The organism is Xylanibacter ruminicola (assembly GCF_900142525.1).
Lineage (GTDB): Bacteria > Bacteroidota > Bacteroidia > Bacteroidales > Bacteroidaceae > Prevotella > Prevotella ruminicola_A.
In genome coordinates, this window is the sequence record NZ_FRBD01000016.1 from 1 (window position 1) to 24922 (window position 24922).

The 24922-nt window shown below is 45.8% G+C and carries 19 protein-coding genes, 1 rRNA gene and 1 pseudogene; 10 read left to right on the forward strand and 11 right to left on the reverse strand.

Translation table 11 applies throughout. The annotated features are described in order from the left end of the window. Positions 1 to 199: 199 nt before the first annotated feature. Positions 200 to 312, forward strand: a 5S ribosomal RNA gene (gene rrf, locus BUB86_RS10760). A gap of 67 nt (positions 313 to 379) precedes the next feature. Next, positions 380 to 1192, forward strand: a complete 813-nt coding sequence (locus BUB86_RS10765; protein ID WP_073209358.1) for an alpha/beta hydrolase — start codon at positions 380 to 382, stop codon at positions 1190 to 1192. Positions 1193 to 1198: 6 nt separating this feature from the next. Here BUB86_RS10765 and BUB86_RS10770 read toward each other — a convergent pair whose 3' ends face one another. Further along, complete coding sequence (locus BUB86_RS10770; RefSeq protein WP_073209360.1) at positions 1199 to 3370, reverse strand: BT4734/BF3469 family protein; 2172 nt, start codon at positions 3368 to 3370, stop codon at positions 1199 to 1201. A gap of 710 nt (positions 3371 to 4080) precedes the next feature. Here BUB86_RS10770 and BUB86_RS10775 point away from each other — a divergent pair. Both BUB86_RS10775 and BUB86_RS10780 read left to right on the forward strand, forming a co-directional pair. Beyond that, a complete protein-coding gene (locus tag BUB86_RS10775; RefSeq protein WP_073209362.1) occupies positions 4081 to 4479 on the forward strand; it encodes an HU family DNA-binding protein in 399 nt (132 codons plus the stop codon). A gap of 720 nt (positions 4480 to 5199) precedes the next feature. After that, entirely contained in the window at positions 5200 to 6360 is a 1161-nt protein-coding gene (locus tag BUB86_RS10780; protein ID WP_081373212.1) for a glycoside hydrolase family 3 protein, read from the forward strand. A gap of 68 nt (positions 6361 to 6428) precedes the next feature. On the opposite strand, the gene BUB86_RS10785 is transcribed toward BUB86_RS10780, so the two are convergent. Further along, a complete protein-coding gene (locus BUB86_RS10785) occupies positions 6429 to 6848 on the reverse strand; it encodes a hypothetical protein (RefSeq protein ID WP_073209365.1) in 420 nt (139 codons plus the stop codon). Positions 6849 to 6986: 138 nt separating this feature from the next. Here BUB86_RS10785 and BUB86_RS10790 point away from each other — a divergent pair, with 138 nt between their 5' ends. Next, the gene (locus BUB86_RS10790) at positions 6987 to 8651 is read left to right on the forward strand and encodes a glycogen/starch synthase (RefSeq protein ID WP_073209367.1); all 1665 of its coding nucleotides are present in this window, start codon (positions 6987 to 6989) and stop codon (positions 8649 to 8651) included. Positions 8652 to 8695: 44 nt separating this feature from the next. Beyond that, complete coding sequence (gene glgP, locus BUB86_RS10795; protein ID WP_073209369.1) at positions 8696 to 11272, forward strand: alpha-glucan family phosphorylase; 2577 nt, start codon at positions 8696 to 8698, stop codon at positions 11270 to 11272. Between the two features lie 31 nt (positions 11273 to 11303). On the opposite strand, the gene BUB86_RS10800 is transcribed toward glgP, so the two are convergent. The 3 genes from BUB86_RS10800 to BUB86_RS10810 are packed head-to-tail and all read right to left on the reverse strand — an operon-like array spanning position 11304 to position 13459. Further along, positions 11304 to 11873, reverse strand: coding sequence for a DUF4369 domain-containing protein (locus tag BUB86_RS10800; protein ID WP_073209371.1), 570 nt, complete (start codon positions 11871 to 11873; stop codon positions 11304 to 11306). Between the two features lie 5 nt (positions 11874 to 11878). Then, positions 11879 to 12817 carry a ribose-phosphate pyrophosphokinase gene (locus BUB86_RS10805; protein ID WP_073209373.1) on the reverse strand — a complete coding sequence of 313 codons (939 nt, stop codon included), beginning with the start codon at positions 12815 to 12817 and terminating at the stop codon, positions 11879 to 11881. 33 nt (positions 12818 to 12850) lie between these two features. After that, positions 12851 to 13459: a thiamine phosphate synthase gene (locus BUB86_RS10810; RefSeq protein ID WP_073209375.1), complete on the reverse strand. Its 609-nt coding sequence runs from the start codon at positions 13457 to 13459 to the stop codon at positions 12851 to 12853. Between the two features lie 194 nt (positions 13460 to 13653). Here BUB86_RS10810 and fabD point away from each other — a divergent pair, with 194 nt between their 5' ends. Both fabD and BUB86_RS10820 read left to right on the forward strand, forming a co-directional pair. Then, entirely contained in the window at positions 13654 to 14544 is an 891-nt protein-coding gene (gene fabD, locus BUB86_RS10815) for an ACP S-malonyltransferase (protein ID WP_073209377.1), read from the forward strand. After that, positions 14531 to 16186: an alpha-amylase family glycosyl hydrolase gene (locus BUB86_RS10820; RefSeq protein WP_073209379.1), complete on the forward strand. Its 1656-nt coding sequence runs from the start codon at positions 14531 to 14533 to the stop codon at positions 16184 to 16186. The genes fabD and BUB86_RS10820 overlap by 14 nt, the downstream gene beginning before the upstream one ends. 38 nt (positions 16187 to 16224) lie before the next feature. On the opposite strand, the gene BUB86_RS10825 is transcribed toward BUB86_RS10820, so the two are convergent. After that, positions 16225 to 16899, reverse strand: coding sequence for a head GIN domain-containing protein (locus BUB86_RS10825; RefSeq protein ID WP_081373214.1), 675 nt, complete (start codon positions 16897 to 16899; stop codon positions 16225 to 16227). A 126-nt stretch (positions 16900 to 17025) separates the two neighbouring features. On the opposite strand from BUB86_RS10825, the pseudogene BUB86_RS10830 reads away from it, so the two are divergent. Next, positions 17026 to 17484: pseudogene (locus tag BUB86_RS10830) on the forward strand (hypothetical protein); the annotation flags it as partial. A gap of 38 nt (positions 17485 to 17522) precedes the next feature. On the opposite strand, the gene BUB86_RS10835 reads toward BUB86_RS10830, so the two are convergent. The 5 genes from BUB86_RS10835 to BUB86_RS10855 form a co-directional block, all read right to left on the reverse strand. Further along, a complete protein-coding gene (locus BUB86_RS10835) occupies positions 17523 to 18590 on the reverse strand; it encodes an endonuclease/exonuclease/phosphatase family protein (RefSeq protein ID WP_081373215.1) in 1068 nt (355 codons plus the stop codon). Between the two features lie 27 nt (positions 18591 to 18617). Further along, entirely contained in the window at positions 18618 to 19871 is a 1254-nt protein-coding gene (locus tag BUB86_RS10840) for a hybrid sensor histidine kinase/response regulator (protein WP_073209388.1), read from the reverse strand. A 66-nt stretch (positions 19872 to 19937) separates the two neighbouring features. Continuing rightward, positions 19938 to 21122 (reverse strand): glycosyltransferase family 2 protein, encoded by a 1185-nt coding sequence (locus BUB86_RS10845; protein ID WP_073209390.1) that lies wholly within the window; start codon positions 21120 to 21122, stop codon positions 19938 to 19940. 24 nt (positions 21123 to 21146) lie between these two features. Beyond that, the gene (locus BUB86_RS10850) at positions 21147 to 22721 is read right to left on the reverse strand and encodes a ribonuclease E/G (RefSeq protein WP_073209392.1); all 1575 of its coding nucleotides are present in this window, start codon (positions 22719 to 22721) and stop codon (positions 21147 to 21149) included. Positions 22722 to 22954: 233 nt separating this feature from the next. Beyond that, positions 22955 to 23257, reverse strand: a complete 303-nt coding sequence (locus BUB86_RS10855; RefSeq protein ID WP_317041762.1) for an HU family DNA-binding protein — start codon at positions 23255 to 23257, stop codon at positions 22955 to 22957. A gap of 167 nt (positions 23258 to 23424) precedes the next feature. On the opposite strand from BUB86_RS10855, the gene pyk reads away from it, so the two are divergent. Further along, positions 23425 to 24867: a pyruvate kinase gene (pyk, locus tag BUB86_RS10860; RefSeq protein WP_073209396.1), complete on the forward strand. Its 1443-nt coding sequence runs from the start codon at positions 23425 to 23427 to the stop codon at positions 24865 to 24867. Positions 24868 to 24922: the final 55 nt, after the last annotated feature.

Here is a 24922-nt window from a genome sequence, read left to right on the forward strand (position 1 = left end):
CGATGACGTTGATAGGGTGCAGGTGTAAAGACGGTGACGTCAAAGCCGAGCACTACTAATTGCCCGAGATCTTTCGCTTCATGCTGATATTATCAGATGTAGTTGTTTCTAATAGAAGTAATTACTTCAGTTCTTGTGTCGACACTGTCAATCCCATACTAGTGATGCTAGTTCTGCTAGTGATGCTAGATAAGATTTATCAGGTGGTTATTGCAGTGGGGTCCCACCTCTTCCCATTCCGAACAGAGAAGTTAAGCCCACCTGCGCCGATGGTACTGCAATGCAATGCGGGAGAGTAGGAAGCCGCCGTCTTTTTTAAGAAAGCCCTGGAGAATACATTTCTCTGGGGCTTTTCATTTTTTTAAAACACTAACGGACTATGAAGAGATTAAATGTTTTAACAGTGATGCTTATGATGGTTATAGCCATCAGCGCGCAGAGTTACAAAACCGTTTCTAACATCAGTTATACTACAAAAACTGATGCTTACGCCAAAGAGCGTTTGAAACTAGACGTGTATTATCCTGAAGGTTTGAAGGATTGCCCGGTTATCGTGTGGTTTCATGGAGGTGGATTAGAGGCTGGTCAGAAGGAAATTCCACAGCGATTAAAGGAAAAAGGGTATGTGGTTATAGGTGCAAACTATAGATTACTGCCCAAAGTAACGGTTGACAAGACATTGGATGATGCTGCTGAAGCTGTAGCTTGGGCATTCAAAAATGCAAAAAAATATGGTGGCGATCCGAAGAAAATTGTGGTAACTGGTCATTCTGCAGGCGGTTATCTCTCAATGATGCTCTGTCTGAACAAGACTTGGCTCAAGAATTATCAAATTGATGCTGATAGCGTGTGGCAGTATATTCCTTTCAGTGGACAGGCTATTACGCATTATAATGTGCGTAAAATGCAGGGTATCAAGCCTTTACAGCCTACTATCGATCAGTATGCACCACTATATTGGGTACGTAATGATTGTCCGCCATTTGTGTTGATTTGTGGCGATAGAGAGCTGGAGCTTTATGGCAGATATGATGAGAACCAGTACTTGGAGCGCATGATGAAACTGGTAGGCCACAAGCAGACATATCTTTATGAAATTGACGGACACGGACATGTAGGAATGGTTGATCCAGCATTCCATATTCTCGATACTCATATCAAGCAGATGCTGGGTCAACCAGTTAATCCCTAATGTGTATTATTTCTCTTTAAGCCAGTATTCTTTCAGACCGTTTACCAAACGGCTTTTGAATCCGAACTTGTAATTATTCATGGCTTTTCCCAGTTTTGTGGGAGCCGTTTTCTTAGCATCGAAATAGGAATATTTCGATGCTAAATAATTATACACTTCACTTGCTTTCCACCAACGTCCTTCGTCAGCTTGTGGACGACTGAAGCTCTCGCTTATCATCTCTACCAGATCAATCGTCTTTTGATAAGGTTCGTTCTCGGCTATCAGTTCCTTAATCTCATCATCGTCGAGCCAGAATCGCGCCTCATTATTAAATAGGTATAGTGCTTGGGCGAAGAGCTGCTCGTGATTCACGTTGTCGGTATAGTCGATGTTCTGTCCTTTAGGTATGCTGACACACACGAAACGGCGTGAACCTGTAGGGTCGACCAATGGTTGCTGCTCGTTGGTGGTGCCTATGAACGAGGTGTATCGACGATACAGTTTGATGGTTTTGCCGTATGGCGGACGGAACTTGACATCGCTCGACGATAGCAGATATTTGAGTACGATTTGCTGCGACTTGGTGGTTTTGTCGAACTCGTCGATGTTGATAAGGGCAAACATGGTGAGTGCGATATTCAGGTCGAACTCGTTTTTGAAGTTCAGCTTGTCGTTATAATAGTCGCGTAGTTCGGGTGGGAGTATGATTTTGCAGAATCGTGTCTTTCCGCAACCCTGCCTACCAATTAGCAGTGGCGTCAGGGCATTACCCGTCAGCTGTTTATCGCTCTCGCGCCATTGGGCCACCATTCCTATCAGCCAGTAGCACAGATACTTAGGCCAGTGTGGCTGTGTGGTAGGCACCCTGGCGGCCAAGTCGGCTATGTAGTCGTGGCCATCCCATTCAGGCAGTTGGTTCAGCCAGGTGTTCACTGGGTCGTATTGCTCAATGCGGGTAGAGTTGATAAAGCGGTTCACATCCTGATCCCACGATTTCAGTCCCTGCTCGCGGGCTTGAATCGTCATGTCGTTTCTCACCTCTTCGGTCAGTGGCTTAAACGTCTGATCCTCAGAGTATTTCATGCGATACTCGGCCACTCCTGTCATCATGTTTTTGCGCATGTCGAAGTTGGCATTCAGGAACATCTCTGTTCGCATCGTCTGCAGCGTCTCGTCGGGCACGCTCTTTAGTGGTTTCACCTTGTGCTTCCGCAGATAGTCTTCCTGCAGCGATACATCGTAAACAGCCGAGAATACGTTCTTGACAAGTTCTGGATCCTTGTTCAGTATGGGGTGCTCGAGCGTCATGCCTTGGGCGTGGGCTAGGGGAATGCCTTGCTCAAGCGACATGCTGGCTATTCGCATCAACATTTGCATCTGTCGGTCTTCGTCGCTCACGTCTTCCAGTTTGAAATAGTCGCCCAGCACTTGCTTTACGATGAAGAGCCAGTTGAAGTGATATGTTCGCGTGATGGTGCGTCCAGGCATCAGTCGGTCGCTCTCCCACGATATTTTAGCGGGTTCGGGCTGATTGTGCTTCTCGGTGTCGGCCTTGAATGGGCGTGCATCCGGGTTCCAGTACATCTCTGGGTCGGCACTCATATACACGGTGCGCTCTACGTTTGGCTCCAGATATTCGATGTCGATGCCGAACTGGTTCTGATAGGCTCTTCGCGCCGTGTCGTACAGGTTCTTGTGGAATTGGCGGATGTCGGCTTCTATGTTAGGTAGTTTGGTTCCCGCCTGAGTAGGAGGGGCTGGGGTGGTCTGATCATTGCTAAACAATTCTCCACGACAAACTATCTTTACGCTCTTACCCGATGCGCCCAGAAACGCCATCATCGTCTCGTCCATTCTAGCAGCTTGGTTGCGGATGTTTACGGCCTCTTCGTATGTTTTCAGACCGTTCACCTCGATAACCACGAGTCCGTTATACCTCAGTCCCTTCTGCTTCTCTTTGAAGTTCACGCATTCGGCTGCAAACAGAATGCGGGGCAGGTTCACGGTGTGCTGCTCATTGTCAACGATGATCTGTCCGTCGTTCAGTCTCTGAGGTTTCAGAAACTGGTAGTTCAGTCGAACATTGAACACTTTGTCCTGTTCAGGGTTATTGCGGATTAATTCTGCTAACTCTGTTAGGTCGATGCGGTTGATAACCTCTTTTTTTCTTGCGATTTTTAGAATACTTATTTTCATTTCTTGTTGATTTTTGATTGATTACTGTGCAAAGGTACTCATATTTTCTGAAATTGCAGCATCAAAATTCAAATATTTCTGTTAAACACTACTAAATGTTATGTAAAGTATTTGTATACAGATGTTTACGTAACTATTAAACACTACCTAATACACTACCTAATACACTACAAAAACACTACAAAAACACTACCTAAACCCTACCTAAACCCTACAAAAAAAGTGATTGATGCGCTATCTCTCCAAAATCATGATGCTGGATAGTAAAGTTTACTTCGTGTAGTAGTAGATAAATTCTCTAGAGAATTTTCTGCTCAGGTACGTACTTGAAGTTGCTGATAGGCCTACTTGTTTATAAATTCTCTAGAGAATTTCTTTATGACTAGTCATACTAATTATTCTTATCTACAGTATTGTGTATATCGACTTAGGCTAAAACTCTCATTTTTGTGCTAAATGGTAGTGTTTTAGTAGTGTTTTAGTAGTGTTTTTGTAGCGTTTGCGGTAGTGTTTACATTTGTCGCAAGTTTCTTATTTTCAGTTAAATAAGTTAATTTATGTAGTGTTTAATATGATATTTGTAATTGTATGAGAGAATTTTGTTGTTGGAATCTTATGTATTTCGTCTATTATTCATTTTTTTCTAGATATTTCTTTCTAATTATCTAGAAAATGTGTACCTTTGCATAAATAATCAACTAAATAGCGTTATGAAATATAGAATCAAGAAAGAAACCAAGCCAACGCTGCCTACTTTTGGCAAATACAAGGCTGTAGCTGTGCACTATAATACTGTTGAAAGTCGCCAGATTGTAAAAGAGACTGCTCAGCGTATGGGCACTCATCCTGCCAATGTTCGTGGAGTCCTTGTAAGTTTGGCTGAGGTCATCAATAGTCATCTTCGCGAAGGCGATCGTGTTCGCCTGGAAGACTGGGGTATGATGAAGCTTGAGATCGAAAGCGAGAAGGTTGACAACCTCAAGGATTTCCGTGCCAAGAAGCATATCCGTGGCGTCCGTCTCCACTTCCTGCCCGAAAGTTACGAAGGCTCGCAACCCCTCTACCAAGGCCTCACCTTCGAGAAGGACAAGAATTATAAGGAAGAGTAATATCTGTCTTTAATAAAAACTGAAAAAGGCCTGTCATCACGACAGACCTATATTCGTAGTAACTAAACAAATACCTAATATAACATTGGCTAAATCTCTGGGTGCAAAGGTACGGCGATTTCTCCTTATTTGCAATACCTAAAAAGTGGGATTTTAATATTTCGTCTTCTTTTCTTTGTAGATTATTCCTTTTCTAAAATGAAATATCATTATTTCATTTGTTGTGGCAGATTAGTCGCTCGCCTCCGCCGCTTGGCTCGTCCAAGAATCCGCCACCATATAATATAAGCATTTGTAAGCGTATCCACTGTGACGCCTTGTGGGTTGTGGTTTGATGTAGGAAAAGGATGATATAAATGAGATTGTTCTAGACGGGGGGGGGCATGCTTGGGCAAGCCGAGCGGCAACTTCGACAGAATTATTTATCAAATTTACTAGAATTATAGAGAAGGGGGAATTTACCCGTTGCGCTTGTTGATGTAGATGGCGATGCCGATGATGACTAGGATGGCGACTGCTATGATGTGTAATAGGTCCATATTGAGAAATGTTTAATAGGGTTGTACAATAATATAATTATGTGTGCAAAAGTAGCATAAAAACATGAAACAAAAGAAAAAAGACGAAAAAACTTTGCCTTATCGAAAAAGATGTTGTACCTTTGCAAAGCAAAATGAGATGTTTGATGTATTTGTAATCACCTAAGACAATTTATATATTATGAATCAGATGAAACTTTGGATGATGGCTGCCATCCTGACTTGCGGCTTTGTAATAACCTCGTGTACCAATGATGATAACCCAGTACCATCGCCTGAAGATGAGGTGGAGGAACTGTTAAGCAAGATGACTCTGCGCGAAAAAGTGGGACAGCTGTTCTTTATTCGCCCTGAGGCACTCGATACCACTATCCACTGGCAGGCGTATGCAGACTTGATGCCTTTGGAACTGCAGGCGGTGAACGACTGCATGAAGGGGGTGAACGAGAAGTATCCTGTGGGTGGCATCATCCTCTATGCATGGAACATCAAGGATGAGGCTCAGCTGGCGCAGTTTATACCGCAACTGAAGGCGCTGAACGGAAAACCGCTGATGTGTATAGACGAAGAGGGTGGGCGAGTAGCACGTATAGCCAACAATCCGAACTTCGACGTGAAGAAATATGAGTCGATGGCTGCTATCGGAGCTACTGGCGATCCTGCCAATGCCTACGAGTGCGGTAACTATATTGGTACTTATCTGAAAGGCTATGGTTTCGACATCGATTTCGCGCCTGTGGCTGATGTGAATACTAACCCAGAGAACATTATCATTGGCCCTCGTGCCTTCAGCGATGATCCTGCGGTGGCTGCTCCTATGGTGACCAACTATCTGCAGGGATTGAAGGATGCCGATATCGTGGGTTGCATCAAGCATTTTCCTGGTCATGGCGACGTGAAGGCTGATACGCACTATGGTTATGCTCAGACACAGAAAACGTGGGAAGAGATGATGAATTGCGAGATTATTACCTTCCAGGCTGGTATTCAATGGGGCTGTCAGCTCATTATGACTGCCCACATCAGTGCCCCTAACATTATCGGTGAGGATATCCCTTCAACCATGTCGTCAGTTATTCTGCAGGATAAGCTGCGCCGCGAACTGGGTTATAAGAATATCATTGTGACTGATGCGATGGACATGGGTGCTATTACGCAGCAGTACAACAATGACGAGGCGGCTGTGGGATGTATTCTAGCAGGTGCCGACATCGTGCTGTGCCCCAAGAACTTTGTTGAGGCATTCGACGCTATTGTTGCCGCAGTAGAAGAAGGTACTCTTACTGAGGAGCGCATCAACCAGAGCGTGCGTCGTATCTTGGCAATAAAATTGAAAAAGTAACGGCTTGTCTTTAGCCGTTACGCTTATTGAAGTAGATGGCGATGCCGATGACGACGAGGACGGCGACACTATTTGCGTTTGAACTCTAAGGTTTTGGGCAGTTTCTGCCACTTGCCCTTATTAGGAACCTTGAGTGTGCTGCCGTCTTCTTGCTTGAGCACATAGATGGAATCGTTCTTGCGGGTGAGGGTGGCGGTAAGGTCTTCGCTGCCATAATCGTTGATAAGGGCCAGATGGGCCTTGTTGCCTTTGATGGTGGCGGAAGTGATGACCCAAACGAAAGAATTGTTCTTCTTGCCAAGATAGCCTGGAACTTGACCCAGAAGATCCTGCCCTGGTACGTTTATGTTCTGGTCATAAAAATTGATGCGAAGAAATACATCAAATTCATTATTATATATGTACGTGCGAAAGGGACCGTTATTGCTCTGGGCCCTCATGCAGATAGTGGCGAGGCAAAAAAGTGATATAGCTATTAACTTATTCATAATCAACGCTTTTTAAAATTTGTGGGCAAAGATACTAATCTAAATCATTATTTTTGCTATAAACATTCATTTTTTAGAGAAAATGTTGCAGAATTTAAAATTAATTAAGTATCTTTGCAACCAATTAGTTAGTATAACATGGCAAAAAAGCAGTTAACACCAGACTACATCTTCGAGTCGAGTTGGGAGGTCTGCAATAAGGTTGGAGGAATCTATACAGTGCTTTCTACACGTGCCAAGACTCTGCAAGAGGCACATCGGGATAAGATTGTTTTCATCGGTCCTGATTTCTGGAAAGAGCAAGAGAGTCCTTATTTCAAGGAGGAGAGTTCCCTCTTTGCCGAATGGCAATGGGAGGCTAAGGAACAGGGGCTGAAGATAAGGGTTGGCCGCTGGACGGTTCCTGGTGAACCAATAGCAATTCTGGTTGATTTTAATCCGTTCTTCGAACAGAAGAATGAAATATATGGATGGCTGTGGGAGAACTACGGCGTTGACTCGTTGCACGCCTATGGCGATTACGACGAGGCATCGATGTTCTCGTATGCAGCTGCCTTGGTGGTTGAGAGTTTCTACAACCACTATCTCACGCTGAAGGATAAGGTGATTTACCACGCTAACGAGTGGATGTGCGGACTGGGAGCGCTTTACATTAATAACAAGCTGCCTCAGATTGGTACTATCTTCACAACCCATGCTACCAGCATTGGCCGCTCGATAGCTGGCAATATGAAACCTCTTTACGACTATCTGTTTGCCTATAACGGCGACCAGATGGCTGGCGAACTGAACATGCAGTCGAAACACTCTATTGAAAAGCAGACAGCACACTATGTGGACTGCTTTACAACGGTTAGCGATATTACCGCTAAGGAGTGTGTAGAGTTGCTGGACAAACCTGTGGATGTTGTGTTGCCAAATGGTTTCGACAACAGCTTTGTGCCTAGTGCAGCCAAGTTTACCCGCAAGCGCAATGCTGCTCGCAGAAAGATGATTGAAGTGGCCAACGCTCTGCTGGGCGAGGATCTGGACGACGACACACTGCTGGTTTCAACCTCAGGCCGTTATGAGTTCCGCAATAAGGGTATCGACGTGTTTGTTGAGGCGATGAATCGTTTGCTGCGCGATCGCGACCTGAAGAAGAAGGTGGTGGCCTTTATCGAGGTGCCCGGTTGGGTAGGTGAGCCCCGTAAGGATCTGCAGGAGCGACTGAAGAGTGGACAGAAGTATGATACGCCACTCGACGTGCCTCAGGTTACGCATTGGCTCCACAATATGAGTCACGACAACGTGCTGGGTATGATGAAATACTACGATATGCACAATCGTAAGGACGAGAAAGTGAAGGTGATTTTCCTGCCTTGCTATCTCGACGGCAACGATGGCATCGTGAATCTTACGTATTATGATGTGGTGCTGGGTAACGACCTCTGTATCTATCCTTCGTATTACGAGCCTTGGGGCTATACGCCACTTGAGGCCATTGCCTTCAAGGTGCCTTGCATCACTACCGATCTGGCTGGTTTCGGCCTTTGGGCTAACAGCGTGTTTGGCAAGAATGGCGAGATTGAAGATGGTGTGAAGGTGATACACCGTACAGACTATAACTACTCGGAGGTGGCCGATATGATTAAGGATACAGTGGCCGACTTCTCGAACATGCCTAAGAAGCAGGTTGATGTTTGCAGAAAGAATGCTGGCAACCTGTCGAAAAAGGCCCTCTGGAGTGAGTTTATAAAATACTATTACGAGGCTTATGATATCGCCCTTGGCAAAGCCGAAGAGCGAAAGAAGTCGATATAAGAGATAATTAAAAAAGAGTTCAAATAATAAAAATTTGAGAGATTATGAAAATTAAAGCTGATTATGCAAACGCTCCCATGTGGAAGGAGCTGACCGTTAAGTCAAGTCTTCCTGCAGAACTGAAGTGTTTGGACGAGATTGCCCACAATATGTGGTGGGTTTGGAACTACGAGGCTCGCGATTTGTTCCGCGACCTTGACCCTGAGCTTTATCATGAGGTAAAACACAACCCAGTGATGCTCCTTGAGCGCCTGAGTTTTGCCCGCAAAGAAGAGATTGTAAAAGACAAGGCACTCATGAAGCGCATCAAGAGTGTCTACGATTTGTTCCGTAAGTATATCGATGTTAAACCAGATTCTAAGCGCCCATCAGTAGCTTACTTCTGTATGGAGTATGGTATCCACTCTGCCCTGAAGATTTATTCAGGTGGTCTGGGTATGCTGGCTGGTGACTATGTAAAGGAGGCTTCTGACTCTAACGTTGATATGTGTGCTGTTGGTTTCCTGTATCGTTTCGGTTACTTTACACAGAGCCTTTCGATGGAGGGACAGCAGATTGCCAACTACGAGAGCCAGAACTTTGGTAACCTGCCTATCGAGCGCCAGCTCGACAAGGACGGTAATCCTCTGGTTATCGATGTGCCTTACACCAACTATCAGGTTCATGCATACGTTTGGCGTGTAAACGTTGGTCGTGTGAAGCTGTATCTGCTTGATACCGACAACGAGATGAACTCAGAGTTCGACAAGCCTATCACCCACAGCCTTTATGGTGGCGACTGGGAGAACCGCTTGAAGCAGGAGATTCTGCTTGGTATCGGTGGTATGCTGCTGCTCAAGAAGCTGGGCATCAAGAAGGATATCTATCATTGTAACGAGGGTCATGCAGCACTCTGCAACCTGCAGCGTCTGTGCGATTATATCGACGAGGGCCTTACCTTCAACCAGGCATTGGAGTTGGTACGCGCTTCTTCGCTCTATACTGTTCACACCCCAGTTCCTGCTGGTCACGACTACTTCGACGAAGGCCTGTTTGGCAAGTACATGGGTGGCTACCCTCAGAAGTTGGGCATCTCATGGGATGAGTTCATCGGCATGGGTCGTACCAATCCTGATGATCATGGTGAGCGTTTCTGTATGTCAACCTTTGCTTGCAACACCTGTCAGGAGGTTAACGGTGTATCTATGCTTCATGGTTGGGTTTCTCAGAAGATGTTTGCTCCTATCTGGAACGGCTACTATCCTGAGGAGAATCACGTGGGCTATGTTACCAATGGTGTTCACTTCCCAACATGGTGTGCTACAGAGTGGCGTAATGTATATGCCAAGTACTTCGATGCTAAGCACATGAGCGACCAGAGCAACGAGGAGATCTGGCATGGTATCTATAACTGTCCCGACGAGGAGATTTGGGAAACCCGCAAGGCTCTGAAGGCTAAGCTCTTCGACTATATCAAGGAGCAGTTCCGCGAGACATGGTTGAAGAATCAGGGCGATCCTTCACGCGTAGTTAAGTTGCTCGAGCGTTTCGATCCAAATGCTTTGGTTATCGGATTCTGCCGTCGTTTTGCTACTTACAAGCGTGCACACCTGCTGTTTACCGATCTTGAGCGTCTGAGCAAGATTGTTAACAATCCTGAGCATCCAGTAGTATTCCTGTTTGCAGGTAAGGCTCACCCAGCTGATGGTGCTGGTCAGGGTCTCATCAAGAAGATTTACGATATTTCACAACGTCCTGAGTTCCAGGGCCGTATCGTATTCCTCGAAGACTACGACTTCCTGCTGGCTCGTCGTCTTGTTTCAGGTGTTGATATCTGGATGAACACACCTACACGTCCTCTGGAGGCATCAGGTACATCAGGTGAGAAGGCCGAGATGAACGGTGTTGTAAACCTCAGTGTAAAGGACGGTTGGTGGCTTGAGGGCTATCGTGAGGGTGCCGGATGGGCTCTTACTGAGAAGCGTACCTACCAGAACCAGGGCTATCAGGATAATCTGGACGCAGCTACTATCTATGGCCTGCTGGAGAACGAGATTGTACCTCTTTATTATAATAAGGATAAGAAGGGCATTTCTAAGGGCTGGATCAAGGTCATCAAGAACTCTATCGCCCAGATTGCTCCTCACTACACCATGAAGCGTCAGCTCGACGACTACTACGAGAAGTTCTACAACAAGCAGGCTAAGCGCTTCAAGGAGATCTCTAAGGACGGCTATCGTCTGGCTAAGGAGATTGCTCAGTGGAAGGAGGCTGTTGCTGAGCGTTGGGATGCCATCAACGTGGTGTCTTGCGAGTGGGATTATCCTTCAACTGGTATCGAGACAGCTCAGAAGTACACCTTGCGCTACGTGATTAACGAGCAGGGACTTGACGATGCTGTAGCTCTTGAGAAGGTTAACGTGTATATCAATAAGGAGGGCGAGGAGCGCATCTTCTCTATCGAGCCACTGAAGATGGTGGGTCACGAAGGCAACAACTTCATCTTCGAGGCAACACTTGCTCCACAGCAGGCTGGCGATTTCAAGAGTGCTGTTCGTATGTATCCTAAGAATAAGAATCTGCCTCACCGTCAGGACTTCTGCTACATTAAGTGGCTGGAGCTTCCTAACTTCAACAACTAAGGTTAGGCATATCATAAAAAAGAACCCGGGTTCATTTGAACTCGGGTTCTTTGTAATTATCAATAATGTATTTCCCTAATACATTTGTCTTGTTTCTCTGGGCGGTGTTCTTAATGCATCCTGATATCTTGCGGTGCAGACTATCTATCGTTTGTTGCAGTTGTTGTCGATTGTCTGCGTCAGTTTTGCTTGCTTCCTCGGCCAGTCGTATCAGTTTGTCGCCCAATGTTTGAACCGAGTCGTTCAACCCCTGCCATTCATTGTTCAGCACCGTACCCGATACCCTTGACGGAGTGGGGTAAGGATGCAGCTCGATGGTGATGTTGCCTGGTTCCAGAAAGAAACTAATACTTGTAAGCGGCTCCTTGTTCAGATATGCACGGCAGAATACGGTGGTATCGGTTACTCCCTTCATATTGAAGTTGCCTTCTGATATGATAGTCTGTCCCAGAATCTTCTGTTGATTGTCTTCAAGTGCCAAGGTTATCGTATCGCCATCTTGCAGATGGTTGGCGTAACCTTTTATCTTATACGAATCAGACTGACAGGAGCAGAACGCTATGCCTGCTACTGCCAGCCTGATAAGGGCTTTATTTGTCATTACGATTATACAATGTATAGGTCGCTAATGCTCTTATTGTCGATAACTCGACGGATGGCTTCAGCAAACATATCGGCTACACTCAGCTGTTTAACCTTAGCGCAACGCTGGGTGTAAGGAATAGAGTCGGTGAAAACAATCTCCTCGAGAGCTGATTCCTGTACGCGATCGCTGGCTGGTCCGCTCATCACACAGTGGCTGGCACAAGCGCGAACTGTAAGTGCTCCGTTCTCTTTCATCAGGTCGGCAGCCTTGGTGATGGTACCTGCTGTATCCACCATATCGTCGATAATCACTACGTTCTTACCCTCAACTTCACCGATAATCTGCATGGTGGCTACTACGTTGGCGCGAGCGCGTGTTTTGTTACACAGTACCAATGGGCATCCCAGATACTTAGCATATGTGCTGGCACGCTTTGAACCGCCTACATCAGGTGAGGCGATGACCAGATTGTCGAGATTCAGCGACTGCAGATAAGGAATGATGACATTTGATGCGTACAGATGATCGACTGGCACATCAAAGAATCCCTGAATCTGGTCAGCGTGCAGGTCCATTGTAATAACTCGGTTAATACCAGCTACACTCAGAAGGTCGGCTACCAATTTAGCACCGATGCTGACACGTGGCTTGTCCTTACGGTCCTGGCGTGCCCATCCGAAGTAGGGGATAACGGCGTTGATGGTACGTGCTGATGCGCGCTTGGCAGCGTCGATCATCAACAGCAACTCCATCAGATTGTCGCTGTTGGGGAATGTGCTCTGTACCAGGAATACATCACGACCGCGAATACTTTCCTCGTAAGATACGGCAAACTCTCCATCCGAGAATTTAGTCATTTGTAACTGTCCAAGCGGGCAACCCAGGCTCTGACAGATTCTTTCTGCCAGGTATCTTGTTGCCGTGCCTGAAAATACCATGTAAGAGTTGTTCTCACTCATGTTTTTAATACCTATATTTTATTGTTAGTCCAATTAATCAATCGTTTTGCGCAGTTTCTCGAAATGGTTCAACAGCGCCTTGTAATCAATCTCGTTGTGAATGTTAAACCTGTTCCACAGGTCGCCACATATCACCATTCCACCAAATCCAAGATCCTTGATCTCTTTTACACGATCCAGATTCATTCCTCCAAGAGCATATACCTTCTTGTCTATGAGACCTTGTTTTGAGGCCTCACGCAGTTCGTCCATCGTAAACGACTGCTTTTCGTCGGCATTAGTCTGACTGTCGAAGATAGAGTGAAGAAAAACATAGTTTGACTTCTTCTTCGTATCTTTCAGTTCTTCTATTGCGTGACATGTACGACTGATGTTTCCCTTGTAGCCCACAGGCGCCTCGGTAAAAGCATCGTCAATATGTATGCCGCGTAAGCGGTATTCCTCTTTCAGGTAAAAGTGTCCGTGTACGGTTATCTTGCTATGATAGTCTTCGCCTAGCAGGGTCAACAAGCGCTCAGAATACATGGGTGAAGCACCTGGTTTATATAGGTGAAGATTCTCCAATCCCTCTTCGAAGAGGTTTGCTAGTATCTTGTCCTCTTCGACGAAGAATGTGGGTTTCGTCATTACAATAAGCTTCATTTTTGCCATCTGTTCTCTTTCTAAGTGCAAAATTACACAGATTTTTCGATATTATCACCACTTTCATTAAAAAAATGGCGATAGAGGGGCATTTTTCAGAAAGTTTTAGTAATTTTGCACACCGAAAGGAGAAAAATTGAATAGTAAATAGTGAATAGTGAACAATATTAAATCATAAAAAAGGTAAGAAGAAAATGAAAGCATTTGTATTTCCCGGACAGGGAGCACAGTTTGTAGGAATGGGTAAGGATCTGTATGATACTAACCCCCTGGCAAAGGAACTTTTCGAGAAGGCTAACGACATTCTCGGCTATCGCATCACCGACATCATGTTCGCTGGTACTGATGAGGAGCTCAAGCAGACCAAGGTTACTCAGCCTGCTGTATTCCTTCACAGTGTTATCTCAGCACTCTGCATGGGCGATGCCTTCGATCCAAAGATGGCTGCTGGTCACTCTCTGGGTGAGTTCTCTGCTCTCACAGCTGCTGGTGCTCTTAGCTTCGAGGATGGTTTGAAGCTGGTTTATGCCCGTGCTATGGCAATGCAGAAGGCTTGCGAGGCTCAGCCCTCAACAATGGCTGCTATCATCGCTCTTCCTGATGAGAAGGTAGAGGAGGTATGTGCCGAGGTTAGCAAGATGGGCAAGGGTGTTGTGGTTCCTGCTAACTATAACTGCCCAGGGCAGCTGGTTATCTCAGGTAATGTTGAGGCTATCGAGGAGGCTTGCGAGCAGCTCAAGGCTGCTGGTGCTAAGCGTGCATTGGTGCTCAAGGTTGGTGGTGCTTTCCACTCTCCACTCATGCAGCCTGCTAAGGACGAGCTTCAGGCAGCTATCGAGGCTACTGAGATTAAGACTCCTAAGTGCCCTGTTTATCAGAATGTAGATGCTAAGCCTCATACTGATCCTGCTGAGATCAAGGCTAACCTCATTGCTCAGCTCACCAGCTCAGTTCGCTGGACTCAGAGCGTTCAGAACATGATTGCCGACGGTGCCGACGACTTCACCGAGTGTGGTCCTGGTAAGGCGCTGCAGGGCATGATTGTTAAGATCAACAAAGAGGTTGCAGCCCATGGTATCGAGTAAGATCATTATCTATCAGGTTTTCACACGACTCTATGGCAATAAGAATACCACTCGCAAAGAGGATGGTACACTAGCCGAGAACGGTTGTGGAAAACTGAACGACTTCACGCCCACTGTCCTGAAGAAAATCAGGGCGATGGGCGTGAGCCATATCTGGTACACAGGCGTTATCCGTCATGCCACTCAGACCGATTACTCCGCTTATGGTATTCCTCGCCAGCATCCGGCAGTAGTCAAGGGCAAGGCTGGTTCTCCTTATGCCATCACCGATTACTATGATATCGACCCCGATTTAGCTGTCGATATTCCAAATCGTATGGCTGAGTTCGAGGCTCTTATAGAGCGTAGTCACAAGGCTGGTCTCAAAGTTATCATCGACTTTGTTCCTAACCATGTGGCCCGTCAGTATCATTCTATCTGTGCCCCTGAGGGTGTGAAGGATCTGGGCGAGGAGGATAATACACAGAATGGTTTTGACCCGCAGAACAATTTCTACTATTGTCCTGGTCAGCGATTTACGCCTTATTTTGACTTGTATCATGGCGAATCTGAGCCTTATGTGGAAGAACCAGCCAAGGCCACTGGCAACGACTGCTTCCACAACGCTCCTGGCATGAACGACTGGTACGAGACCGTTAAGCTTAATTATGGTCTCGACTACTATGCTGGTCGCGTGGGTCATTTCAACCCCATTCCAAATACGTGGGATAAGATGACCGATATTCTGCTGTTCTGGGCAGCCAAGGGCGTCGACGGCTTCCGTTGCGATATGGCTGAGATGGTGCCTGCTGCCTTCTGGCATTGGGCTACCGATAAGGTCAAGTTCCGCTATCCTGAGGTGGTGTTTATTGGCGAAGTTTATAACCCTGCCGAATACCGTAACTATCTTGGTGCAGGCTTCGACTATCTCTATGACAAGGTTGGTATGTATGATGTGGTGCGCGATGTGATGTGTGGTCGCCAGAGTGCTCACGCTATCACTGGTGCCTGGCAGGCTACCGACGATATCCGCCAACACATGCTGTACTTCCTGGAGAATCACGATGAACAGCGCATTGCCAGCCAGTTCTTTGCTGGTGATGCCCGTAAGGGCATTCCTGGGTTAGTAGTGTCGGCTCTGCTTCAGCAGAATCCACTCATGATATATTTCGGACAGGAGTATGGCGAGACTGGTATGGATAAGGAGGGCTTTAGCGGTCAGGATGGTCGTACCACCATTTTCGATTATTGGAGTGTAGATTCCATTGTGCGTGCTGCCAGTCGCAAGTATACCATCCGCGAGAAATACCTCTTTGATATATATAATAAGGTGATGAACATTGCTGCTAGTGAGAAGGCTGTTGCCCAGGGGCAGATGTTCGACCTCATGTATGTCAACGGTCAGTACCACCGCCAGTATATTTTTATGCGTAAGGCAGGAGCAGAGGTGCTGCTTGTGGTAGCTAATTTTGATGATCTCCCTGCTGAGGTCAATGTTACTATCCCTGCACACGCATTCGACTTCCTTGGTATCAAGGAGAAGAATGCTGTTGCTACCGATCTGCTTTCTGGCTCTAAGCTCAAGCTTTCGCTCAAGCGTGATGGAGTTATTCCAATATCAGTCAGTCCGTTAGGGGCTATCGTATTGAAATTCAAGGCATAAAACAATAAAGGCGATCATTTCGATCGCCTTTATTGTTGTTACATCTCGCTGATACTTCCTACGCCCGTTCTCTTGGTGTCCTTGTGCTTTGGATTGCCTGCATATTTAAGCGAACCTACGCCTGTAACACGGCCTTCTATTTTATCTGATGCAAAGCAGGTAATACTGCCCACGCCTGATACGTTTGCTTTTACATTCAGTGCTTTCAGCTTTTCAGCATTTATGCTGCCTACACCACTGTTATGTAGTGTTACATTGTCGGCCAGTCCGCCAATTGTTATGCTGCCTACACCGCTATTTACAACATCTATCTTGTCTGTATCCAGCGTCTCCATCTTGATACTTGATGCACCACTGTTCTTCAGGGCTATCAGGTCGGCAGTATATACCTTAATCTTTACGTTTTTGGTGTGAATATTGACGTGTTGTTTGGCAAAGCCAATCTTCAGCTCGTTGCCATTGTTCTCAAACTTATACAGTTCAATGTAGTTTTCAGGAGCAGTCAATTCTATGGTACCGCTCTTCTTCTCGTCTTGTATCAGTTCCACCGTACCCACGCAACTCATGTGTACTTCTTCAAATGGTTTTAGTTTATACTCCTTGGTAACAACATTGTCACTTGCCTCTATCAGGTCGTTGTCCAAGCCATCCAAGTTGATTTTACACGAAGTAAGCGCTAAAACGCTCATCATCAAAAACAATACCTTTTTCATACCTTTTCTTTTTTTATTGATTAATCTTTGTATGTTTGACGTTTCAAGTTGCCGAAAAGTTGCAAAACATTTGTTTTATTTCGAATTAATTTGTATTTTTGTGCCCAAATTTTCAAGATTATGGCCGATTACATACTCAACGAGCATAACAAAGAGGAGTTTCCACCAGCGCATACGGCTGAGCATCTGTTGAATCAGACGATGATCCGGATGTTCGATTGTGGGCGTTCGTTTAATGCCCATGTGGAGCGAAAGAAAAGTAAGATGAGCTTCCACTTAGATCAGAAGCCCTCTCGTCAGGACGAGCGTGAGATAGAGCGCCGTATGAATGAGCTTATTGCCGACGATCTGCCTGTGACGTTCGAGTTTGTTACTCGCGACAATCTTCCTGATGATGTATCGCTCGACCGTCTTCCTGACGATGCCTCGGAAACCATCCGTCTTGTTCGTATTGGCGATTACGACGTCTGTCCTTGTATTGGCAAACACGTTCGCTCAACCTCTCAGATAGGCCGTTTCGAGCTTCTGGGCACCAACTGGGACGAGCAAGAGCATTCCTTCCGTGTACGTTTCAAGATTGTATAAAATAAAAATCCCACTTCAATTGAGGTGGGATTTGTTTTTTATTGTTGATTAAGTCCTATTTTCATGAAAACAGGATAGTGGTCGGAGTAACTGAGCTCGCGCTTATAGTAGGTGAGACCAGTCATACCCTTATCGTGGAAGATATAGTCGATTCGCACTTTCTTGTTTCCGCCACGGAAAGTGTACATAAATCCACTGCCGCACTCCTTAAATCCATCTACCTTATCACCAAGCATGGTGTTGTAGACGTAAGAGTAGGGCACATCGTTAAAGTCGCCGCATACGATGATGGGGGCTTCACACTCGCGCATGTCCATAGCCAGCACATTGGCTTGGCCAGAACGTGCAATCATACCCAATGTGTAGTTGCCGTAGAATGCACGTATCAGAGCGTTACTCTCAATATCCATTCCCTGATTCATCAGTTTGCCAGCCTTGTGCAGTGTGCCGTTGATACCTGTTGTTTCAAGGTGGGCATTGTACACACGGATAATGGTGCCTTTAACATCAATTTCGGCCCACATGGCACTATTGTTGGTCATCTCAAAGTTCATGTTCTTTGACTTGCGGATGGGGTAGCGGCTGTAAATCATCATGTCGCTCTCACCCTGTGCCATATAGGGGAAATACTCTTTATATGAATCAGAGTTCTTTTTGTCGCCACGAGCATCGTTGTACTCTTGGAAACATACCACGTCAACCTTCTGTTTCTTCATCTCTGACAGGATATCCATAGCTACGAATCCAGAAGTTTCACGACCGAACATGGCTACGTTGTAAGTGGCAATCTTAATGCCAGGCTTAGAGTCGGCTGTGGCATCAAGCGAACCGAACTGATACAGTGTGCCAGAGTATGGTATGCAGCACAGAATGGCAATGAGCGGAATAAGGGCCCAGTGCCAACGGCGCATAATAAGCCAGAAAACCAATAGTACCACATCGCCTGCCAACAGCAGAGGTAGAGCATAAACCAGCATAGCGCGGGCTGTGTTTCCTGCAGGCTGAACATCACCACCGTAAAGACCTACGAGGGTGAAAATCATGACTAGAACTGTAAGAATTAGAATGGTGAATGAAAAGTACTTCTGTACAGCTAATTTTCCCATAATTTGAAAAATAAAAAAAGTATTGTTTTAGTCGAGATATTTTCCAACTATCTCAATAAGGTTCTCAACCTTGAATGGTTTTGCCATAAATTCATCACAGCCTGCATTCTTTGCGTCTCGAATGTTTTCTTCGAATGCATAGGCACTAAGTGCAATGACTGGCGTACTGGAGTCTACTTCCTTGATAATACGTGTGGCATCAAGTCCATTCATCTCTGGCATACGGATGTCCATAAGTATAAGATCAGGATGTTCCTCCTCGTTAATTGTTACGGCTTCAATTCCATTGTGGGCACGGATAAGACGGTAACGCTTGTGCAGCACAATCTTAACGAGCTCGTAGTTGCTATCCTCATCTTCGGCCACAAGAATGGTCTTTTTGTTCATGTCGTCAGGGCGACCGCTCACACGGATGGTACGAACATTAGATGTAGTGGTGTTGCGGGCTGGTGTCATGCCGCCAATGGTGCCCTCGAAAGGCAATACAAAACGGAACAATGAACCATTGCCAAGCTCTGATTCAACGAAAATTTGTCCGCCCAACTTCTCTACGATAATCTTACAAAGGGCCAAACCTAGACCATAACCGTTGTTATTGGTCTCAGCATCTCGTGATACGTATGTCTCAAAAAGATGGGGGATATCCTTTGGGTCGATACCTGAACCGGTATCCTGAACGAAGAATTCAATATGTGCGCCCTCGTCGAGCATTCGATAACCATAGGTGATACTACCCGAAGAGGTGTGCTTGAGTGCGTTGCTGATAAGATTTGAGAATACCTGAGTAATACGATTTGCATCGGTATTCAGTGTTACAGCCATGTTGGGCTTCTTCCAAATCAACTGCAATGTTTCAGGACAGCGGAACTTAAAGAGGTTCTTAATGCTATCGCAGAGTTGGTTAAGATCCGTGCTGGCTTTCTTCATCACGATTTCGCCAGATTCAACTCGCGAAAGATCAAGAATCTCGTTGACAAGACTCTGCAGACGGTTGTTGTTGCTCTCGATAATCTCGAAGAATTTCATACGATCATCCTGCGAATCGGTTTCTACGAGTACACGTGAAAAACCTTCGATAGCGTTAAGAGGAGTACGGATTTCATGACTCATGTTTGCCAAGAAAAGCGATTTCATCTGACTCGCTTTCTCAGCCTTCTGGGCCATTTCCTCGTATTCCTTTAGCTTCTGGTTAGCAATTGCAAGCTGCTCTTGCGCAAGGGTTAACTTGCGGTTAGCGTCTGCATATTGTTGAAGCAATATTTCCTTTTCGGTTCTTTCCATAACGCACTAAATCGCGACAAAGGTAATGCTTTTTTTTTGTACTGCAAAAGAAATTAAGAATTTTTTTCAACTTCTCTTAGCTTTTTCCCATGCTCCACTGTTGTTATGGGTGCTTAGGTAGGCCATTCCACGAAAAACATTTAAGTTCATAAACACGAAATAATAAGCTGTGTAGAGCAACTTATTCTTGATTCCACGACGGCTTAATAACCATCCAGCAAGGGCTGCAAGATAGAAGATGATTTGTAATGCGAACATGATGTCGTAGAATATGCCTGAACGAAGCACGGATAGTAATACATTGGCAATCAGAAGAATAACCATTGCTATTGGAGTGAGACTCCAGCGGAGTACGCGATGACTTATGTATTGGAATGTTACCAATGGCTGGTGGAATGGGTTGAGCAGGCCACGCAGCCACCAGATGCTCTGTAAACCACCTGCAGCTATACGGCGCTTGCGCTTTGATTCTTCAAAAATATTGGCGGAACCGTATTCTTGAGCATAAGCATCAGGGGTGTAGGCAATGCGCTTTCCATCTTCTACAATATACATTGACATCATGAAGTCGTCGAGTAGAGCATTGTCGGGTACTTCGCGAACCAATTGTGGGTCGATGGCGTAGAGTTCGCCTGCAGCACCCATAGCTGAATAGAGCTCGCTGTCCCATTTCTTCAGTGTACTCTCATAGCGCCAGTACAGACCTTCGCCTTCTGCTGCCATTTGACCAGCCTTGCGTGCTGCTACACGTTTTTCGCCAGAGACACAACCTACTGTAGGGTCCATAAACAGACGGGCTATCTCGCGCAGGGCACCTGGATTGATCATGGTGTTAGCATCGGTAAAAGCTACATAGCGTGTCTTAAGTTCCTGCAGACCGTGCTTCAGTGCGGCTGATTTGCCTCGGCGTTCAGGGCTGAACACTACATCGACCTCAGGGTAGGCCTTGAGCAGCTCGTTGGTGTTATCGGTGCTACCGTCAGTTACCCACATGATGCGGAATTTGTCGCGGGGGTAGTCAATAGCCTGGGTGTTGGCCATTTTCTCGGCTACAATGTCTTCTTCGTTGTAGGCACAGATGAGTAGTGTGATGCTTGGTAGTTGTGAGTCATCGGGCATTGCGGCCTCGTGGGGTTTAGCCACGAAGAGCCGTTTTAGCCTGATGATAAAGTATAATAGGATTCCGTAACCTAGATAGGTGTAGAATACTATGAGCAATGTTGCCCAAAACAGGATCTTTAGTGTGGTCATAGGGTAGAGGTTTTGTTTTGTTTGTTACTTTGTTTCGATTTCTTCCTTCATATCTACATATTGTCCTTGGGCATCGTAGAACTCATACTGAAGGAATGCCAGTTTCTGCGAGGGGATAACCCTGAGGCCCATTCCATATTTAAGCTTCCATTTGAGCTTGAGGCTGAACAATCCTTTATTAATAAAGGCTGCTACATATGGATGAACGTGCAGATAAAACTTGTGAACACCAATCTTGTTGACAAGGGTGTCTATCTTACTCTCGAGTGTATCTGTGAAAAGAATACTTGATTTGATAGTTCCTTTTCCGAAACATGTGGGGCAGGTCTCTTCAACGTTAACGCTCATGGCTGGGCGTACACGCTGACGGGTAATCTGCATAAGGCCGAATTTAGATAGGGGAAGAATGTTATGCTTGGCGCGATCCTTCTGCATGTTCTTGCACATGCGCTCGTAGAGCAACTGGCGGTCTTCTGGCAGTTTCATATCGATGAAGTCAACGATAATGATACCGCCCATATCCCTGAGTCGTAGCTGGCGTGCCAACTCGTCGGCAGCTCCCAGGTTGGTCTCGAGGGCGTTGGCCTCTTGGTTGTTCTCCTTTTTGATTCGCGTACCGCTGTTAACATCCACCACGTGCATGGCCTCTGTGTGTTCAATAATCAGATATGCACCATGCTTGTAGTTAACCGTCTTTCCAAAGCCAGATTTTAGCTGCTTGGTTACATCGTAGTTGTCGAAGATGGGTACTGTGCCGTTGTAAAGCTTAACAATATCCTTCTTCTCAGGCGCGATGAGGCCAAGGTAGTTCTTTATTTCGTCGTAGATGCCGCTGTCGTTAACATGGATGCCGTCGTAAGTGGGATTGAATAGATCGCGCAACAGTGCTACGGCTCTGCTTTCCTCCTCGAAACAGAGTTGTGGTCGCTCTGTGGTCTTCTGTACTTTGCTAATCACATCTTCCCAACGCTTCAACAGAATCTTCAGCTCTGCATCAAGTTCGGCTGCACGCTTGCCCTCGGCTACCGTACGTACGATGACGCCGAAGTTCTTTGGCTTGATGCTCTGGATGAGCTGTTTCAGTCGGCTACGTTCTTCGCCACGCTTGATTTTGGTTGATACAGAAACACTGTCTTCGAAAGGAATAAGCACCAGGTAGCGACCAGCAAAGCTTAGTTCGCAAGTAAGACGTGGTCCCTTGGTGTTGATAGGCTCCTTGACAATTTGTACCAGTATTTCCTGTCCAACTTTCAGTGTGTTGGCGATGCTGCCATCCTTTTTCAATTCAGGCTGGATGTTGGCTTTCTGGATAGGGTAGAGTTTCTTTCGGTCGCTAACTACCTGTTTCAGATACTTCTCGTAAGAGTTAAATTGAGTTCCCAAGTCAAGATAATGCAGGAATGCTACACGTTCGGCACCTACATCAACGAAACAAGCATTGAGTCCAGGCATCAGTTTCTTAACTTTTGCCACATAAATGTTGCCCACCGAGAACGAAGCCGTGCGCTGCTCCTGCTGATATTCTACCAGCTGCTTGTCTTCGAGCAATGCAATGGATATATCCTTCGGTTGCACATCAATGATAACTTCACTTGTCATTGTTTAATTGAATTTTGACGTGGTTGTCGTTAGTACTAAAAAGGGTGTGTCGCTATCCTTTTAGGGATTAGCAGACACACTCCTTTCATTTCTTTCTATTAGTCACAGAGAATCAAGATTTACTTGCTCTTATGACGATTCTTGCGCAGTCTCTTCTTACGCTTGTGAGTTGCCATCTTGTGGCCCTTCTTTTTCTTTCCGTTTGGCATAATACTAATAATTTATAATGTTAATTACTTCATTTTTTCAACAAAGCTCTTGGCTGGCTTAAAAGCGGGATAGTCGTGAGCTGCAATAACCAAAGTGGTGTTCTTTGAGATGTTGCGTGCAGTCTTCTGGGCGCGACGCTTTACAACGAAGGTGCCGAAGCCACGCAGATATACGTTATCCTTCTCCTCAGCAAGGCTCTCACGAATGCACTCCATGAAGGCCTCGACCGAAATGGCTACATCTTTCTTCGCCAAGCCTGTCTCTTCGGCAATTTTGGTGATGATTTCTGCCTTTGTCATTTCTTCTTTTCTCTTATTTTCTTTTATATATTAATAATGTATGAACTCGAAATTTATCGATTTCGGACTGCAAAGTTACTAATTTTCAGCCGATTACGAAAATATTTATAGATTTTTTTTCAAAAAATGATGATTTTCATCGCTTTTTGGGCTATTTTTTGTACCTTTGCACCACAAAATGAAGGAAAAATAACATGAAGCAGACAAAAATTGTAGCTAGCATTAGTGACAGAAGATGTGATCAGGATTTCATCAGAAGTCTCTTTGAGGCAGGAATGAACGTAGTGAGAATGAATACAGCTCATGCTGATGAGCAGGGTATCAAGAACATTATTAATAATGTACGTAGTGTGAGCCACCACATTGGTATATTGATTGATACCAAAGGCCCAGAGGTGCGCACTACGGGATGCGATCAGCCTATTACTTATAAGACGGGTGATGTCGTTAAGATATTCGGCCGTCCTGAGATGGATACTACCCATGATATCATCAATCTGTCGTATGCCGACTTTGCAGCCGACGTGCACGAGGGTTGTCATATTCTCTTCGACGATGGTGCGCTGGATATGCTGGTTATCGGCATCAACGGTCCTGCCGTTATCGCCCAGGTACAGAATGATGGTGTGCTTGGTTCGCACAAGAGTGTTAATGTGCCTGGTGTTCACATCGCACTGCCCACGCTTACTGAGAAGGATCGCAAGAACATTAAGCTTGCCATCGATCAGGATATCGACTTCATTGCACACTCTTTTGTCCGCTCTGCTGCCGATGTGCGTGCCGTGCAGGCTATTTTGGATGCATATAATAGCGATATCAAGATTATCTCGAAGATTGAGAACCAGGAGGGTGTTGATAATATTGACGAGATTATCGAGGCTTCGTATGGTATCATGATTGCCCGTGGCGACCTGGGTATCGAGGTGCCCATTGAGCGTATTCCTGGCATCCAGCGCCAGATTATCCGTAAGTGTGTTCGTGCTAAGAAGCCTGTTATTGTGGCTACTCAGATGCTGCACACCATGATTAGTAACCCTCGCCCCACACGAGCTGAGGTTACTGATATTGCCAATGCTATCTACTATCGTACTGACGCCTTGATGCTTTCAGGCGAGACTGCCAGTGGTAAGTATCCTGTTGAGGCAGTGCGCACTATGGCTGCCATTGCTGAGCAGGCCGAGAAGGATAAGATGCGTGAGAATGATATCGAGGTGCCCCTGTCGGCCAACTGTGATATCCGTGAGTTTATGGCTCATTCGGCTATCGAGGCTACTGAGAAGTTGGGCGTAAAGGGTATCATTACTGATGCAAGCTCTGGTAATACTGCTCGTAATCTGGCTGCATTCCGTGGCCCCAACCCAGTGCTGGCCATCTGCTATAACGATAAGCTGCAGCGACTGCTTAACCTGTCGTATGGTGTTATTCCTGTATACCAGAAGGAGCATATTGATCCTGAAGTGCTGTTCCATGCTGCTGTGCGCATGCTGCGCCAGAAAGGTTATGTGCAGGATGGCGACAAGATTGCCTATCTGAGTGGAAACGTAGGCGAGGGTGGAGGTACCAAGTTCCTCGAGATTAACACCGTTAAGGAGGTGATGAGCAATCAGTATAAGTTCCACCTGCCACAGAGAAAATAAAGTTTTAACCAACAATATTTGAAAATGAACTGTAAAAAAACAATTGTAGCATTAA